Below are 17,292 nucleotides of genomic sequence, written 5' to 3' on the forward strand. Positions count from 1 at the left end.
GCCCTTTAAGACCCTTACTAACGCCCTTTTGAAGTCCAATTAAGCACCTTTTATTTTTCCATTTGGTAACTAATTGATTCTCTGTTGATTGCAAACCTGCTTCTTATATGTGTTTTTGCCGTTAGTTATAGATGTTTTCTTTGAAATTGTGTAATGATTTTTCAAACTTCTATCTGCATATTTTTGAAGTCTAAAAAGAAATGATTTTCAATGTCAGAGGATGATAAGAGGACAGAAAGTTGACTGTCTTAGCCATGGTTTTTGTTTAATGAGTAACTTCGATTCTTCCGTTAAAGCAATAGGAAAAGTATCCACACATTTAACGGAAGAACCTAAAAATAGGTGCGTTAAGTTGCCATTTATGCAGTCCTGCCGACCTGTTTCTACTTCTTTTCTCCACCCACTAAGTCATCATTTTTAATGCTTCGTACAGCCTTCTTGACGCTTGCCTTTAACTTACCAAAGCTCCATGAAAATCCGATGTTAAAGTATCGAGGGTACATAACGGAGCGTTCATAACCAGTATAATCGCCTCGAACGATATTATATGTAGTTGTTTTATCTTTGCTGAAAGGCGAATTTGCTGATAAAGATACTGTTAGCTTGTCTTTAAAAAAGAGACGTGTTAAGGTGAAATTATAGTAGAACCAACGTCCTTCAATGGCATACGGATTGTAAATCCTATTACCATATTCACCTCCAATACTGGTTGTCAATGTTAATTTCCAAGGTATTTCCTGCACCCAATTAAAGTAGATACCACCACCGCAGCCGCTGTTCTTGGTAGAAGGTGTGGGCAAGGTGATTCGGGCATAACGCATGGAAGCGTTGAGTGTAAACGACGTTCCAGTTAATGGAGTCCATTCTGTGTAGGATGAAATACCAAATATTTTACTTTTCAGAATGTTCTGAAAGGTAGAAACATCTTTACGATTCTGTTCATACAAGATACGACCTATACCATTGTTGGTAAATGAATAATAGGGACTTAATTGCAAAGTAAATTTTGAAGTAACCAACATATACACAAGTTGTAGCTTTTGATTGCGACTGCTTCCTAAGTTTGCATTACCGAAAGAGACTGCTGTTGGTGTGCTAATGATGGCTGGATTGAGATAGCCGATGCCGGGTCTGTTGATGCTGGTATTATAGCTAAACTTCAGTGTTTGACCATCGCTAATCTTGTATTGTAGGCTTGCTGATGGTACCCAGTCATTGAGATTAGCATGGTAATCAGCATTACTACCATCGGGATAGGACGCTTTCATGCGAGTAAACTCATATCTCAAACCTGCACGAGCAGCCCATTTGCCAGCGGTGAAGATATATGAGAGGTAGGCAGCAGCCACTTGTGCGTTATGCTTGAACTTACTTTCCATGTCAGGGGTAGTCCCTTGATAGTCCATTAATGACGTACTGTTGTTGTAACGAAGGATATATTTTGTTCCGCTTTCTAACTTATGGTGCTTTCCAAAAGGGCGTACATAGTCAATCTGGAAAGTATGTTCTGTGAAGCGTTTACGCGTGTTCTGGTCGTAACTTGTATAGCTGACAGGGAAGTTAACCATGTTGTTATACATCTGACGGAAGATGGTGTGTGGTCGTGTAGCTGCCAACATATAAGAAAGCGTCAGGATTTCTCCATCTAAATGAGTCTTATGTTGATAATCCAAACGTCCTCCAATATTAAGATGAGAATAGCCTGGGGTAGTCATATTATTGTCGAATTTGTAAATCAACTGACTGTTCTTGTCCCATCGTTCATTTGTATATTGTGCGTTGGCATCGGCTTTATACCCAAGAAAATTGGTCGATGCGGTCAGCAAGTTGAGTGAATCAATCTCGTAACTGGCACTGATATTACCGAAATGTATTGTTGCTGCAGTGCTATTAGTCCCATATTCATGTCTTTGTTCGCCCGTCTTTACGTAGTTGTAAACCTCCTCTCTATAGTTTTCTGTTTGTTTTCTGCTTTGGTTCATGTAGTTATAATTGACGGTTGTCGTGAGCTTTCCCACCTTTGTTGTTAGGTAAGTACCAAGCCTTACAGAGCCGTGAGTGTCGACATCAGAGTTTACATTGCCTGAAAGTCCTTGTAGTTTAGTATTGCTCATCATGACGATGTTGAGGATAGCCGTAGTCCCTTCAGCATCATACTTGGCACCGGGGTCAGTGATAACCTCAATCCTTTTGATGGTAGAAGCAGGTATTGCCTTGAGAATATCCTTAAGGTTCTGCCCTGAAAGACTTGGGTCAGGATGTCCGTTCCTATACACCTTAAAACTTGTAGAGCCTTGAACCCTGATGTTTTCTTGTCCGTCAACGGTGACAAGGGGTATTTTCTTGAGTATTTCTAAGGTCGTCTTCGTCTGTGCAGTCTTGTCATGCTGCACGTCATACGTAAGCTTGTCAATATCATTCTTGATAAGCTGACGCCTTTGTGCTACGACGACTTCCTCCAACTTCTGTGTCTTTGTGGAGTCTGTTTTAGTTGTGTTCTGAGCTGATAGGGCTGTTACAGAGCTGCAAGCAGTGAGTAATAGTATTAATTTATTCCACATAGTCAAAGCGTTAAGTTCATAGTTATCAATATGATGCAAAGATATGTTTTTTCTTAATAAGTTGCAATTCATTTCAAAAATATTTTTACTTTCTTGTCTTTATGTCCCATAATTGAATCCTTTTTAGTGCTCTATTTCTATTAATATGCAAGAAGATTACAATGCAGAAAAGCTCACAGTGTTCGGTTAGAAAGTAGATGGTCAAACAGAATGAATCCTCTTTTAATGTATTGATTAATAGGGTTTTGATAATACTTTTTCCATATATGGTATGTCAATAGAGCCTTATCAATGGTTTAATGTAACAACAAATCCCCCTGTTCCTACCCTTAACGACTGACGTGTTGAGGCTTAGCACAAATGGTGTTAAGGCTCCGCACCAATGGTGCGAACGCTTCGCACGTGTGGTGCGGAGGAGTGAAAGTCATGCAATATGCAGTTGAGAGAAAAGCAGTTTATTGTTATAAAGGGCTTATTCTGCCCTAAGTAAACAAAGAATATTATATTTTTTCGTTCTATAATTCCCATCGAAACGAAGTGTTTTACGGAAACTTTTTGTAAATTTGCACATTAGTTATAATAGAAATAAGAATGGAATACAACTTCATAGACATTGAGAAGAAATGGCAACAGAAGTGGGTTGAGAATAAGACCTACAAAGTTGTTGAGGACGAGAACAAGCAGAAGTTCTATGTACTTAATATGTTCCCTTATCCATCAGGAGCCGGATTGCATGTTGGACACCCATTGGGTTATATTGCAAGTGACATCTATGCACGCTATAAGCGACTGAAGGGTTTCAACGTGTTGAACCCTATGGGATATGATGCTTACGGACTTCCTGCTGAGCAGTATGCCATTCAGACGGGTCAGCATCCACAGCTGACAACCGATACAAACATTGCTCGTTATCGTGAGCAGTTGGATAAGATAGGTTTCAGTTTCGACTGGGATCGTGAGGTACGCACCTGTGACCCACGTTATTACCACTGGACACAGTGGGCTTTCGAGCGTATGTTCGAGTCTTATTATGACTATACACTGCAGAAGGCAATGCCTATCAAGGACCTTGTTCGCCACTTTGAAGAAGAAGGAACACTGAACCTTAATGTCGCACAGAGCGAGGAACTGATTTTCTCAGCACGTGACTGGTCGAGCATGGACGAGCAGGAACAGCAGGAGAAGTTGATGAACTATCGTATTGCTTACCTCGGTGAGACAATGGTAAACTGGTGTCCGGGACTCGGCACAGTGCTTGCCAATGACGAGGTTGTCAATGGAGTGAGCGAGCGTGGGGGCTATCCTGTCGTACAGAAGTTGATGAAGCAGTGGTGTCTTCGTGTGTCTGCTTATTCACAAAGATTGCTTGATGGATTGGAGACTGTCAACTGGTCTGACTCTATCAAGGAGACACAGAAGAACTGGATTGGTCGTTCTGAGGGTACAGAGGTTGAATTCAAGTACCAGACTCCAGTAGCAGGTGGAGAGGTAAAGGAGGGTCATTTCACTATCTTTACCACGCGTGCTGATACGATGTTTGGTGTTAGCTTCATGGTATTGGCACCAGAGTCAGAACTCGTTGCAGAGCTTACTTCAGAGGCTCAGAAGGCTGAGGTAGAGGAGTATTTGGCGTATGTAAAGAAGCGCACAGAGTTAGAGCGCATGTCTGACCGTAAGGTGACAGGTGTCTTCTCAGGCTCATATGGTATCAATCCATTCACTGGTGAGCAGATTCCTATTTGGATTTCAGAGTATGTTTTAGCTGGATATGGAACAGGAGCGATTATGGCTGTGCCTGCTCACGACAGTCGTGACTATGCCTTTGCAAAGCATTTCAACCTCCCAATCATCCCATTGATTGAGGGTGCTGATGTCTCTGAAGAGAGCTTTGATGCAAAGGAAGGAATCGTAACGAACTCTCCTGCGGAAGGTAAAGAGAGTATGGACGGTTTCTCTCTCAATGGTCTTACGGTGAAGGAGGCTATTGCCAAGACCAAGCAGTTTGTTACTGAGAAGGGTATCGGTCGTGTGAAGGTGAACTATCGTCTGCGTGATGCTATCTTCTCACGCCAGCGTTATTGGGGTGAACCATTCCCTGTCTATTACAAGCAGGGAATGCCTTATATGATACCAGAGGAGTGTTTGCCTCTCGAATTGCCTGAAATCGATAAGTACGAACCAACAGAAAGCGGCGAACCACCATTGGGTCGTGCTAAGGTTTGGGCTTGGAATGAGGCTGAACGTAAGGTTGTTGAGAAGTCATTGGTTGACGCTAAGACTGTATTCCCATTGGAGTTGAATACGATGCCAGGCTTTGCTGGTAGCTCAGCATACTATCTTCGCTATATGGATCCACACAATGACGAAGCACTGGTGGGTAAAAAGGCAGACGAGTATTGGCAGAATGTAGACCTTTATGTCGGTGGTACCGAACATGCAACAGGTCACTTGATTTACAGTCGTTTCTGGAATAAGTTCCTCTTCGACTGTGGTTGCAGTTGTAAAGAGGAACCATACGAGAAGTTGGTGAACCAAGGAATGATCCAAGGACGCTCTAACTTCGTTTATCGTATCAACTCTGACGACCACTCAAAGGCACCAGTATTTGTCAGCTTGGGGCAGAAAGACAAGTATGAAACAACTCCTATTCATGTTGATGTCAACATTGTTCATGCTGATGTACTCGATGTTGAGGCTTTCAAGGCATGGCGTCCAGAGTATAACAATGCTGAATTCATTTTCGAAGATGGCACATCATCATCTGATCTCATCACCACCCAACACCCAACACCCGCCACCTATAAATGCGGTTGGGCGGTAGAGAAGATGTCTAAGTCAATGTTCAACGTTGTCAATCCAGATGTGATTGTTGAGCAGTATGGCGCAGACACACTCCGTCTTTACGAAATGTTCTTAGGTCCTGTAGAGGCAAGTAAGCCTTGGGATACGAACGGTATCGATGGTTGTTTCCGTTTCTTGAAGAAGTTCTGGAAGCTTTATCAGCAGGAACTCAACGATGATGAGCCTTCAAAGGATTCATTGAAGAGCGTTCATAAGCTTATCAAGAAGGTGACAGGCGATATTGAGCAGTTCTCTTACAACACAGCTGTTTCTGCGTTTATGATTTGTGTTAACGAACTCGGACAGCAGAAGTGTGCTAACCGTGAACTATTGAAGAAGATGGTTATCGTCATCGCTCCATTCGCACCTCACATGGCAGAAGAGCTGTGGGAGCAGTTGGGTGGTGAGACAAAGAGTGTCTTCGATGCTGAATGGCCAGCATGGGACGAGTCTTATCTCGTAGAGAATGAGGTGCAACTGACAGTATCTTTCAATGGTAAGGCACGTTTCCAGATGACTTTCCCTGCTGATGCAACGAAGGAAGATATTGAGAAGAAGGCTTTAGAAGACGAACGAAGCCAGCACTATATCGACGGTAAGACAATCGTAAAGATTATCGTTGTACCGAAGAAGATTATCAATATCGTTTACAAATAACTATTCAATAAACCATAGAAGAGGCTGTATGGAAACAGGATTGCAGGTTTGTTTCTCTGACAGCGGTAATCTCCAACGGAAAGGAAGTCCGTATGTTAGTATCCACTACAGTCGTGTTTTGATACAGTCTCTTCGTCTTAACCATTCTATGAGCCTATGACCATTGATCAACAACTCATCCGATCCGAAGCCAAAGATTACTTTTTCTTGACCATTGGCTTAATTATTTACGCTGCTGCCTTCACTGTATTTCTAATGCCTTATGAGATTGTAACGGGTGGAGTGACGGGTATGTCTGCCGTAATCTACTATGCTACAGGTTTTAAGATTCAGAATACTTACATGATTATCAACATCTCTTTGTTGATAGTTGCTCTGAAGATATTGGGCTTTAAGTTCCTGATGAAGACCATTTATGCTATCTTTGCCCTTTATTTCCTATTGATTTTTGCACAGGACTTGATGCCGAAAGATGCCACAGGGCACTTTGTCAAGATGCTTGGTGAGGGACAGGCTTTTATGTCATTGATAATAGGGTGTAGCCTTACGGGTACGGGATTGGCTATCGTCTTCCTTAATAATGGAAGTACGGGTGGTACGGATATCATTGCTGCCTGTGTCAATAAGTATCATGATATCTCGTTAGGACAGGTCTTAATGGGCGTTGACATCTTGATTGTGGGTAGCTGTTTGTTCTTCCCTCAGTTTGGTGATGTCATGGAACGCTTGCATAAGATGGTCTTTGGTTACTGTACGATGTTCATCGAGTGTTTTATGTTAGACCACGTGATGAATATGAGACGCGAGTCAGTACAGTTCATGATCTTCTCTTGGAAACATGAAGAAATAGCCAAAGCGATTGTTGAGGAGACCGAGCACGCGCTGACTATCCTTGACGGACATGGTTGGTACACTGGTAATGATATGAAGGTTATTTGCTTGTTGGCAAAGCGTAACGAGAGTAAGACTATCTTCCGTATCATCAAGATGGTTGACCCAACAGCCTTCGTAAGCCAGAGTTCGGTGATTGGTGTCTATGGTGAAGGTTTCGATCAGATAAAGATTAAGGCGAAAAAGGAAATGAAAAAGCAGGAAAAGAAGTTGGCTGAAGCCATGAAAAAGCCTGCGAATGAACAGAAATAAAGATGCTGTAGTGCTGTGTTCTGGCCGCTAATTAGTAGGGACGCACGGCTTGTGTGCCCACTGGCGATAAGCTTTTAAGGGCATACGAACCGTGCGTTCTTATTGTAGGAATAGTACTTAGGGCTTTCAAACACGGCTTTTTAGCATTTTAAAAACGTTTTATAGAGATGAAAATAGTATTTGCAACGAATAATAAACATAAGCTCGAGGAGATAAAGGACATCCTTGGAAAGGAGTTTGAAATCGTTTCTTTGGCTGAGATTGGCTGTCATGAGGATATCCCTGAGACTGGGGCAACACTGGAGGAGAATGCACGTCAGAAGTCTTCTTACGTCGTTGAACACTACGGTCAGAACTGTTTTGCTGACGACACAGGACTTGAGGTGGAGGCACTCGGTGGTGAACCCGGTGTACATTCAGCTCGTTATGCAGAGGGAACCGACCACGATAGCGAGGCTAATATGCGTAAGCTGTTGGCAAACTTAGAAGGTCAAAGCAATCGCAAGGCTTGCTTCCGTACGGTTATCTCCCTTATCATTGATGGTGTAGAACACCAGTTTGAAGGTAAGGTAGAGGGTAGAATCGCTACTGAGAAGCATGGTACAGAGGGCTTCGGGTATGACCCTATCTTCATTCCAGAGGGTTATGACAAGAGCTTTGCAGAGTTAGGTGAGGAGATAAAGAACCAGATTTCTCATCGTGCAAGGGCTGTGAAGAAGTTGGCGGAATACTTAGGAAGGCTGAAAGAATAAAAGAGTAAAAAGGCTAAAGGGGCTTTTTAAGAGGGAAAGAGCTAACAAAGTAAAACCATAAAAGCCCCCTTTTAGACTTCGATAAATACCCTTTTCCGAATTATTTTCATGAAAATAAATATTTCTTTTCATGAAGAAAAATATTTCTTTTCACGTAAAAAAGAATTTATTTTCATGAAAATAATTTGTGGAAGACAGTTCCTTTGTTCTGCCTATTGCCTGATAATAACGAATGAAAAGGCTGTTTTTGTTAGCTTGACAAGCCCTGATTCGAAGCTAAGTAGCCTATGTGTTATTTGTTTGACATTAGGAATATAACCATTTAATATCTGCTATGTTGTCTATTCTTCTCCCTGTTTATAACTGCCATTGTGAAGCTTTGGTGACAGAGTTACAGCACCAGTGCGTGGAATGTGGTACTGAATTTGAGATTATTGTAGCTGATGATGGCTCTTTGTCAAGCTCCGATAGTGTGCTATCACCCCCCGATAGCATAGCTGCCAGCCCTCTCCTACCCTGCTCTTCCGCTGCTGTTAGGTCCCGTGCTACGAGGCACTGCCTCGTAGAAGAGAACCGAACGATAGAGAACCTACCCCATGTTCGCTATATTATCAGGGAGAAGAACGTGGGGCGTTCGGCTATTCGCAACTTCCTTGTGTCGCAGGCTAAGGGTGATAGGCTGCTCTTTATTGATGGCGATTTGTCGTTGAATAACCCTTCCTTCATTCGCAACTATCTGCAGACAGAGGGAGATGTTGTAGTTGGAGGAATAGTCATAGGGGGTAATCCTGACCAATGGAAAGGTAACCTGAGATACCGTTATGAACGGCAATGTGAAGCAATTAATACCGTTGAGAGCCGTCAAAGTCAGCCTTATCAGCATTTAGCAACAAATCTACTTGTACACCGTTCGGTCTTAGGTGAGAAGCCTTATGATGAGAACATCAGCCATTATGGTTATGAAGATGTACTCTTAGGCAAACGGTTCCAGCAGCAACAAGTGGTAATAAAGCATATAGAAAATCCCATACTCTTCTGTGATTTCGAGGATAACGCAAGCTATCTTGCAAAGACAGAAGAAGCTTTGCGCACGCTCTTTACGTTCAGAAACGAATTGAAAGGCTACTCTCGTCTACTTGATAAAGCCGAGTGTATCGAGCATTTACACCTCTCTCCACTTTTCGTAACAGCTTATAAGCTATTTAATGAGCCTATAAAGAATTGCCTCTTAGGCAATAAACCGAAGGTTTTTTGGTTTAATATCTATAAACTGTTGTATTATTTACATTACACAAAGAACGCTATATGACAATAAAAAGATATTTCCTATCGCTTATTCTATTCTTTTCTCTTGTTGTAACTGCCCTTGCAGGTGGTGTAGGAACATGGAAAAATTATCTTGCTTACAGTGATGTACAGTGGGTTGAAGAAGGAAGTAACAAGTTGTATGTGCTTGCTTCCAATAGCCTTTATGCCTATAACAAGAACGATCAGAGTATAAAGACCTACGATAAAGTCAATGGTTTGAGCGATACGGATATCCGTTTCATTGCTTGGAATAAGACAGCTCGTCGGTTGGTTATCCTCTATTCGAATAATAATATCGACCTGTTAGATGATAGAGGTAATGTTATAAATGTGCCGGATTACTATCTAAAGACAACAATGGCAGACAAAACCGTCAATGGTATTGATATGTCTGGCATCTATTGTTACGTCTCTACGGGTTTTGGACTTGTCAAACTCAATGTTGCTAAAGCAGAGATAAGCGACAGCTATAACCTCTCTTTCCCTGTCAATTATAGCTATATTGAGGGCGGTTATATCTATGCTGCCAGCCAAAGTAACGGACTATATCGTGCTGCCTTGTCTGCTAATCTCCTCGATAGAAATAACTGGACGAACGTAGGAACTTATGTAGAGCGTCCAAGAATAGCTGATGCAGCACTATTGGCACAGGCTAAAACACTTAATCCTGGCGGTCCAAAACGCAACACCTTTGTATGGACTACCTTCCTTAATAACCGTCTTTATGGTACCGGAGGCATCTACAATCCGACCGTTAATAACTGGGAGAATCCGGGTATTGTACAGGTGTTACAGGGTGATGATTGGGACTTCTTTGAAGACAATCTCTCGACTCGTACGGGTTATCCTTATATAGGAACAAAGGCGGTAGCAATAGATCCTCGCAATAGTAATCATGTGTATGTAGGAGCACGAACAGGCCTCTATGAGTTTATGTCTGGTAAGATGGTAGCCTTCTATAATAAGGATAATAGTATCCTTCAAGGAGCCATAGACAGAGGCAGAGAACTGGGTAATGATTATGTACTTGTCTACGGATTGGCTTACGATAGAGAGGGGAATCTATGGGTACTCAATAACCAAACGAAGAAAGAAAACCTAATTCGTGTGTCGAAAGATGGGCAGATGACCTCCTTCAGTAAGCCTGAACTGATGAAAGATGGTGTAGGACTCTCAGGCTTATCACAGATGCGCTTGGACAGTCGCAACCTCCTTTGGTTTTGCAATGATTACTGGATTCAGCCAGGACTATTCTCTTATGACCCTAAGAATGATAAGCTCAAAGCCTATACTCGCTTTGTAAATGAGGATGGTTCTAACGTAGATATTACAGCTGTTCACTGCTGGGCAGAAGACTTAGACCATAATATTTGGGTGGGAACAACGGCTGGTCCGATGCTTCTTCAGCGATCTCAAATGAACGAACAGGATAACTATCGCTTTGTACAAGTTAAGGTTCCGCGTAACGATGGAACCAATCTTGCAGACTATCTTCTCGCTGGTCTTGATATTACTGCAATATCGGTTGATGGCGGAGGACGTAAGTGGTTTGGTACGAAAGGTACTGGTGTCTACCTCATTAGTGCAGATAATATGACACAGTTGCAGCATTTTACGACTACAAATAGTCAACTGTTGTCTAATAATATTCAGTCTATTTCAATCAATGATGCCACTGGAGAGGTGTTCTTTGCTACTGATAATGGTCTCTGTTCCTATATGAGTGATGCTACAAAGGCTGTAGACTCACCTAATGATGAGACTACATACGCCTATCCTAACCCAGTAAAACCAGGTTATACAGGTCCAATCACGATTGTTGGTTTGTCGCAGAATGTAGATGTAAAGATTGTAACCACGAATGGAGTTCTTGTCGCAGAAGGTACCAGTAATGGTGGTTCTTTCGTCTGGGATGGCAAGGATAAGAACGGAAAGCGTGTTGCATCGGGTGTTTATATGGTGCAAACAGCTGACGAAAACGGTGATAATGGCACGGTTTGTAAGGTTGCAGTGGTTAATTAATAGAGGCTATGAAGGCAGAGGTAGGACGTAATCCAATCTTTTGGATACTACTGACAGCTCCATTGGTATTGCTGTTGCTTTGTCAACTCCAGCCTACTTTTGACGACTGGACATACTATACTATACCGCAGACGGAGCCTCTTACGCTTCAAAGTCTACTTCCTGATGGCAATTATTGGCGTCCTTTTGATGTACTCTTTGGGCATCTTCTCGGACTTAATTACCGACTTTTTCCCTTTTTAAACCATCTTTTTATCTTATTGGGGCATATCCTCAACACATGGTTAGTCTATAAGATTCTGCAATGGTTTAGGGTTAGTACGTTGTCATGCAACCTGTCCGTCGTTTTCTTTTATTTGTCGTCAGGCACCTTGGGGACGGTCTTGAATATTGATTCCCTAAACCAAGTCTATTCGCTTCTATGGGGACTTCTTGCCTTATATAGCTACATCAGTCTGTCTGGTTATCGAAAGTTTATGCTGTGGTTGTTGTGCGCTTTGCTTTCGGTCTTTGCTAAAGAGTCTGGCTACATTTGGTTTGTTTGCCCACCATTCATCGTATGGAGTATAGGAAAAGAACGTTTCAACAATGTTATCAGACATCTTCTTTGTGCCTGCCTTGTGTTTGTTCTCTATCTTGTTAGCCGCATCTTGCTGACAGATAGCTTTCATATGGAAGACAATGTGTACATGGAGTTAACTGCAACAGGACTTCTACGCAACCTCGCTTTGTTATTGGGAATGACCTTCTACCCTATTGATTACGCCAGTCTTATTCATCCACAGCATCGTCATCTTGTTGTTGTTATCATCACAGGACTCCTTCCCCTACCCTTTCTTTGGCTTCTACTGCGTTCTTTTAAGCTACAGAAAACACTTGTAGTGCTGCTTTTATCCTTCTTTATTGGGGCTTTTGTCAATCTTATGACAGTCTTCTCTGTGATGCACTGTTATGCAATTCTGCCCTTTGTTACATTGATGATTGCCCTACTCTGCGAACAAATCAAGAACAAGAAGGTATTGATAGTCTCAGCATTGCTCTATCTTTTGACAGCCTCCTTTAGCCTACTCCATCACGGCTATGCCTCTTTCCTATCAGGTAAGATGGGCGAACAGATGGCAAAGAGTATTGTTAGGCAATGCGATCGACCAGTAAACAAGGTGATGGTGATACATTTAGACAAAGGAGAAACGAAGTATTCTTCCTTCTGGGTGATTCCTTTCGAGGCTTTTGGTTGGGGTTATTCCGTTCTTCAACAGACAGGTTATCAATGGCCTAAGACCATTATTAACGAAGAGATAAGAAACAGAAAGCAGTTGAAATCTTTACTTCTAAAGGCAGAGAAAGCTGGCTGCGATGGTGTATGGTATGCTGAAGATGAACAAGTAATACGGATAAGATGAAGAAAAAAACAGCTGAAATCTCCTTTCTTCATGTGTTCATTACCCTCTTGGTAGTACTCGGGGATTCTTTTTTTAGCCCAAGAGTATGATAGCTGATTGGCTTTATCAATTCCATGTTCCCCTTTTCTTTTGATGCGCTTTCTTGATAAAGGGAAAACAGCCTTCTTAGTATTCCTATTTATGTTTGTAGTATCAATTATCGGTCTACACGTAAATAAAAGCCCTCTCATGGATTTATTCTTTGCAATGGGTGGTATTCTTATGTCTGTTGCTTTGGCACGCTTATACGCAAAATATGGGTTTCGTTTCCTTAATCACCTCTCTCCTACTTCTTATACTATCTATCTTTATCATGGAATCTTTCAAGCATTGAGCTTACAAATACTCATGCGCTTTACTCATTTTGATAATGTCGTTTATATTATCCTTGCTTTTCTATCAGGCGTTTATGGGTCTTTCTTGGTCTATAAGCTGTTTTATCGTTGTCGTAACAGCCGTTTGGGACGTATCTTAGCATTGATTTCTGGTATTTCAGTATCTTAATAGATAGTAAGCTGTATTGGTTGAAAAGTAGTCTTAATAAGCCTTTAGAAGATTCTTTCTTCCCATTTTCAACCGATGTTTTGATGCTCAGCACATGTCGTGTTGACGGTCCGCACCAATGGTGCTGATGGTTCGCACCAATGGTGCGGAGCGTTATCTATTACGAAATTGATATAATAAAAGCACCCTCATCAATCCTAATCTTAAGACGGTAGGGGATAGATGAGGATGCTTGTCGTATGGATAGGTTTTACTAAACCTGTTCTTTCGTATCCTTTGGTTCTACTGACCCGAGTTGAGAAGCTCGTCAGGTAGTGAGATATCAAGACTGCGAGCGCGTTCGGCATTGCGTCTCTTTATCTTGCGTTGGGCATCAGCCTTCTGCTTTGTTATAGCTGCAGGCTTCTGCTTGTAGAGTGGGAGTAAACGTGGATTCCACGTTCCCTGTACATCACGCTTAGCCTTACACTCGATAGCCTTCGGGTAATAATAAACGGCTTCGGGCTGTCGTTGGGTTGCATAATCACCCGTATCCCATTTTCCGTTGTCGTTATCATCGACGATAAGGCGTAGATAGTAGTTGCCCGGCTTGATGTAATGGAAGGTTGCTTGGTTGTTCTTTGCGTACGCCTCTTTCACTGGTTTGTCGCTTTCATTAAGCAACTGCAACAAGCAGTTCTTACCTTCCATGTTCTGTAAGGTCATTATCAGCGTACCATACTCGTCCATTGATGGGATACGAACACCCTGCTTATACTTTGCAGAAACCTTACCATAGATGTCTGTAAAGGCTGCAGAATCAACCTCAACACTGTATTCATGTCCTGGGTCCCATGCACTTACTAACTTCAAAGAGCGCGGTTTTCCAGGTTCAGCACCGAAATTATACTTCGCTCGATACCATAAGGAGTCTATCTTTTCGTAAAGATGTATCTTGGACGTATCCGTCTTTGCAATTGGGGTAGGGAGTTCGAATGTTGGGTTTTGGTCAGGATCCATTTGCGAAGGAACATTATATCTGACCTCCAAAGGTGTGACAGGCATTGTCGTTTCAAACGCTTTTCCACGTTCTTTTGCCTTCTCTTGCTTCTTAACCCATTTGTCGTATTCCTCCTGCTGACGCTTTAAACGCTTCGCGTAAGGCACCTTTGAGAGTATCTCTAATGTATCTGTCTTAGGGACAAGCTTACCTGCACTGTCCGTCATGTTATAAAGCATCTGCATTCGCAGTGTGTCTTGGTTGACGAGGGCAGTATCACGCAGCCAGTAGATAATCGTATCTTGGTTCAGACTTGGCTCTGTTATAAACGCATCTTTAGCGTTGAAATTGAGTCCTGTTATCTGTGGAAGGTCGGCGTCACCATAGCTGAAAAAGAGCGTAAAGTGGTTAGGGTCCTTGCGTTCAGACTTGAGGAAGTAGCGATCTGTTTGTGTAGGTGTAAAGGAATTCAGCACCACATCGTCTGGAAGGAAGTGAGTGTAAGGCACCTGTTTGATATCCTTGATGTGCAAGGAGTCAATCCATAGCGTGTCTTGTCGTATGTCTGGCTTCCATGATGGCATGATGACTTCGGGCGTGAAAGCTAACTTCTCGCTCTTCTGATTGTACATATAGTTGCCGTCCATGTCCTGTAGTGCATAGATACGATAGTCACCCTTGGCAACACCTCGTATGCTGAAATGACCACGACTGTCGGTACGTGAGACACGAAGCATTGGTTGTTTCTGGAAAGCTGTATCGTTCTGATTGCTGTAAAGGCCCACGAGAATACCCTTTACAGGCTCTAAATTCTCAGCTTCTAACACATAACCAGCCACTTCGAGTGTATCGATATGGTCGCCAGTAGAGAAACTATAGGTGTAGTTTCCTAATGGGTTACCCTCGTTGTTGTCTGTGATAGCGTCAGAGAAGTCGATGGTATAGGTGGTGTTAGGCTGCAACTTGTCTTGTAAACTTACTGTGATACGTTTACCAGTAGCCTTAATTTCAGGAGCTTCAATCTGTGGGGGAGAGACAACAACCTTCTCTGATGCATTCTCCAACTTGATGAACTCGTTGAAATAGATATTGACCTTCTTACTGTTTACGTCGGTTGCTCGTTCAGTAGGGGAGGCACCTAATACTCTTGGTGGCGTCTCATCGTACCATCCACCGTCAGGTTGTCCCATCTTGGCACAAGAAGAAAGAACAACAACTAAGAGGGTAAAAAGGTAGAATGGTAAAACACGTTGTTGGTAAAACACCGAAAGGCAATGGCTGATCTTAGCTGAAAAGCCATCCTTTCCACCCATTACTCCTTGGCAATATCTTTGTCTTATCTTCTTCATATCGCTGTTTTACTTTTTTACCCTTTTACTTTTTTATCCTTTAAAGGTGGTTTATTCTTTTACCGTCTTCCGTCCTTACTGGTTCATACTCAGCAATTCTTCCAAGTTGTTACGGCTGTTTGAAAGGCGTGGAATCTTGTGTTGACCACCGAGTTTACCCTTTATCTTGAGCCAGTCATTGAAGAGGTCTTTGCGTGCAACAATAATCTCAAGTGGCTGAAGAGTAATGTTATGGAAGCGTTTTGCCTCATAATCAGAGTTGACTTCCTGTAGTTTATCATCGAGAACCTTAGCAAACTCCTCAAGTGAAGATGGGGCTTTTGCAAACTCAATGAGCCACTGATGACGGCATTTAGCCTTCGCATCCATATACATTGGGGCTGCGGTATAATCTGATATCTGCGCTCCTGTAGCCTTGCAGGCTGCTTCAAGTCCCTTCTCAGCATTGTCCATGATAAGTTCTTCACCAAAGGCATTGATGAAATACTTGGTTCTACCAGTGATAACAAACTTATAAGGATTGGTCGAAGTGAACTGTACTGTGTCTCCAATCTCATATCTCCAGAGTCCGCAGGCAGTACTGATAAGCATTGCATAGTTGCGTCCTACCTCCACACCTGACAATGGAACGATATTTGGATGTTCGCTCTCAAACTCGTCCATAGGTAAGAACTCGTAGAACACTCCATAGTCGAGCATAAGCGACATACTACTGTCTGTTGGGTCGTCTTGTATACCGAAGAAGCCCTCAGAGGCGTTGTAAGTCTCCATGTAGTTCATGTCTTGCTTGGTAATGAGCTGTTCATACTGCTCACGATAAGGCGTGAAAGCAATACCACCGTGGAAGAATACCTCTAAATTAGGCCATACCTCCTCTATATGTTTCTTGCCACTCAGCTCTATCACACGTACCAATACAGATAGCATCCACGATGGAACGCCTGATATATTAGTGATATTTTGGTTCAGTGTTTCGTGTGCAATTCGGTCGCGTTTTACCTCAAAGTCGCTCAGTAGGGCAGTACTTTTCTTAGGTACGCGACATAGATTTACGAGTGGATTAATATTCTCTATGAGGATGGCACTGAGGTCACCAACAAGTGAATTATACAGATTATAATTTGGAGAATGACTGCCACCTAAGATGAGACCCTTACCGCTGAAGAGTCTACTTTCTGGATGATTGCTAAGGTAGTAAGCGATAACATCCTTACCACCTTGATAATGAATTGTCTGTAATCCCTCGTGAGAAACAGGAATAAACTTACTCTTATCGTTGGTTGTACCTGATGACTTGGCATACCATCTAACCTGTCCTGGCCATAGAATATTACGTTCTCCGTGGCGCATACGGTCGATGTCACTCTTCAGTTCTTCGTATGTGTTGACTGGAATATTCTGTACAAAGTCCTCGTATGACTTAATCGTTGAGAACAGGTGTTTACGACCATATTCGGTGTCTTTCGCCCGCTCAACGAGGTATTGCATGACTTCCCGCTGGATAGCCTCTCCATCCGTGACGTAGCGTTCAAGCTCCCTGCGACGCGGCTGGAAGTACAATTTGTTTACTATCTTAGTAAGACTCATTCAAATTTCTCTGGTTGATTAAATTGCAAAATTACGCCAAAAAAGCTAAATGGATAGCCTTTTTCTATATTTTAACACTGCTTTAAAGCCCTTGAAAGCCTCTTTTTCAGTATTCTCTGCATGATAGATGATGGATTCTTTCACCCT

General features: G+C 42.4%; 11 protein-coding genes. 8 read left to right on the forward strand and 3 right to left on the reverse strand.

Features of this window, described 5'->3' with window-relative positions:
* Positions 1–383: 383 nt before the first annotated feature.
* A complete protein-coding gene (locus HMPREF1505_RS06075; protein WP_231480357.1) occupies positions 384–2,561 on the reverse strand; it encodes an outer membrane beta-barrel family protein in 2,178 nt (725 codons plus the stop codon).
* A 591-nt stretch (positions 2,562–3,152) separates the two neighbouring features.
* Between HMPREF1505_RS06075 and HMPREF1505_RS06080 the strand changes: the two genes are divergently transcribed.
* The 8 genes from HMPREF1505_RS06080 to HMPREF1505_RS06110 all read left to right on the forward strand — a co-directional run bounded on the left by HMPREF1505_RS06080 (position 3,153) and on the right by HMPREF1505_RS06110 (position 13,230).
* Positions 3,153–6,059 carry a leucine--tRNA ligase gene (locus HMPREF1505_RS06080; RefSeq protein WP_036923733.1) on the forward strand — a complete coding sequence of 969 codons (2,907 nt, stop codon included), beginning with the start codon at positions 3,153–3,155 and terminating at the stop codon, positions 6,057–6,059.
* A gap of 28 nt (positions 6,060–6,087) precedes the next feature.
* The gene (locus HMPREF1505_RS13625) at positions 6,088–6,219 is read left to right on the forward strand and encodes a hypothetical protein (protein ID WP_255326826.1); all 132 of its coding nucleotides are present in this window, start codon (positions 6,088–6,090) and stop codon (positions 6,217–6,219) included.
* Positions 6,216–7,202, forward strand: coding sequence for a YitT family protein (locus HMPREF1505_RS06085; protein ID WP_036923734.1), 987 nt, complete (start codon positions 6,216–6,218; stop codon positions 7,200–7,202). Before HMPREF1505_RS13625 ends, HMPREF1505_RS06085 begins: the two co-directional genes overlap by 4 nt.
* 167 nt (positions 7,203–7,369) lie before the next feature.
* Positions 7,370–7,954 carry a non-canonical purine NTP diphosphatase gene (locus HMPREF1505_RS06090; protein ID WP_036923735.1) on the forward strand — a complete coding sequence of 195 codons (585 nt, stop codon included), beginning with the start codon at positions 7,370–7,372 and terminating at the stop codon, positions 7,952–7,954.
* A 334-nt stretch (positions 7,955–8,288) separates the two neighbouring features.
* Entirely contained in the window at positions 8,289–9,263 is a 975-nt protein-coding gene (locus tag HMPREF1505_RS06095) for a glycosyltransferase (protein ID WP_036923736.1), read from the forward strand.
* Positions 9,260–11,284, forward strand: a complete 2,025-nt coding sequence (locus HMPREF1505_RS06100; protein WP_036923737.1) for a Por secretion system sorting domain-containing protein — start codon at positions 9,260–9,262, stop codon at positions 11,282–11,284. Before HMPREF1505_RS06095 ends, HMPREF1505_RS06100 begins: the two co-directional genes overlap by 4 nt.
* An 8-nt stretch (positions 11,285–11,292) precedes the next feature.
* Entirely contained in the window at positions 11,293–12,687 is a 1,395-nt protein-coding gene (locus tag HMPREF1505_RS06105; RefSeq protein ID WP_036923738.1) for a hypothetical protein, read from the forward strand.
* A gap of 228 nt (positions 12,688–12,915) precedes the next feature.
* Entirely contained in the window at positions 12,916–13,230 is a 315-nt protein-coding gene (locus tag HMPREF1505_RS06110; RefSeq protein WP_197017503.1) for an acyltransferase family protein, read from the forward strand.
* Between the two features lie 282 nt (positions 13,231–13,512).
* On the opposite strand, the gene HMPREF1505_RS06115 is transcribed toward HMPREF1505_RS06110, so the two are convergent.
* Positions 13,513–15,558 (reverse strand): Ig-like domain-containing protein, encoded by a 2,046-nt coding sequence (locus tag HMPREF1505_RS06115; RefSeq protein WP_036923739.1) that lies wholly within the window; start codon positions 15,556–15,558, stop codon positions 13,513–13,515.
* Between the two features lie 75 nt (positions 15,559–15,633).
* Positions 15,634–17,145, reverse strand: a complete 1,512-nt coding sequence (locus HMPREF1505_RS06120; RefSeq protein ID WP_036923740.1) for a GH3 auxin-responsive promoter family protein — start codon at positions 17,143–17,145, stop codon at positions 15,634–15,636.
* Between the last annotated feature and the right edge of the window lie 147 nt (positions 17,146–17,292).

The sequence above is a fragment of the Prevotella sp. ICM33 genome, from assembly GCF_000517825.1.
Classification (GTDB): Bacteria; Bacteroidota; Bacteroidia; order Bacteroidales; family Bacteroidaceae; genus Prevotella; species Prevotella melaninogenica.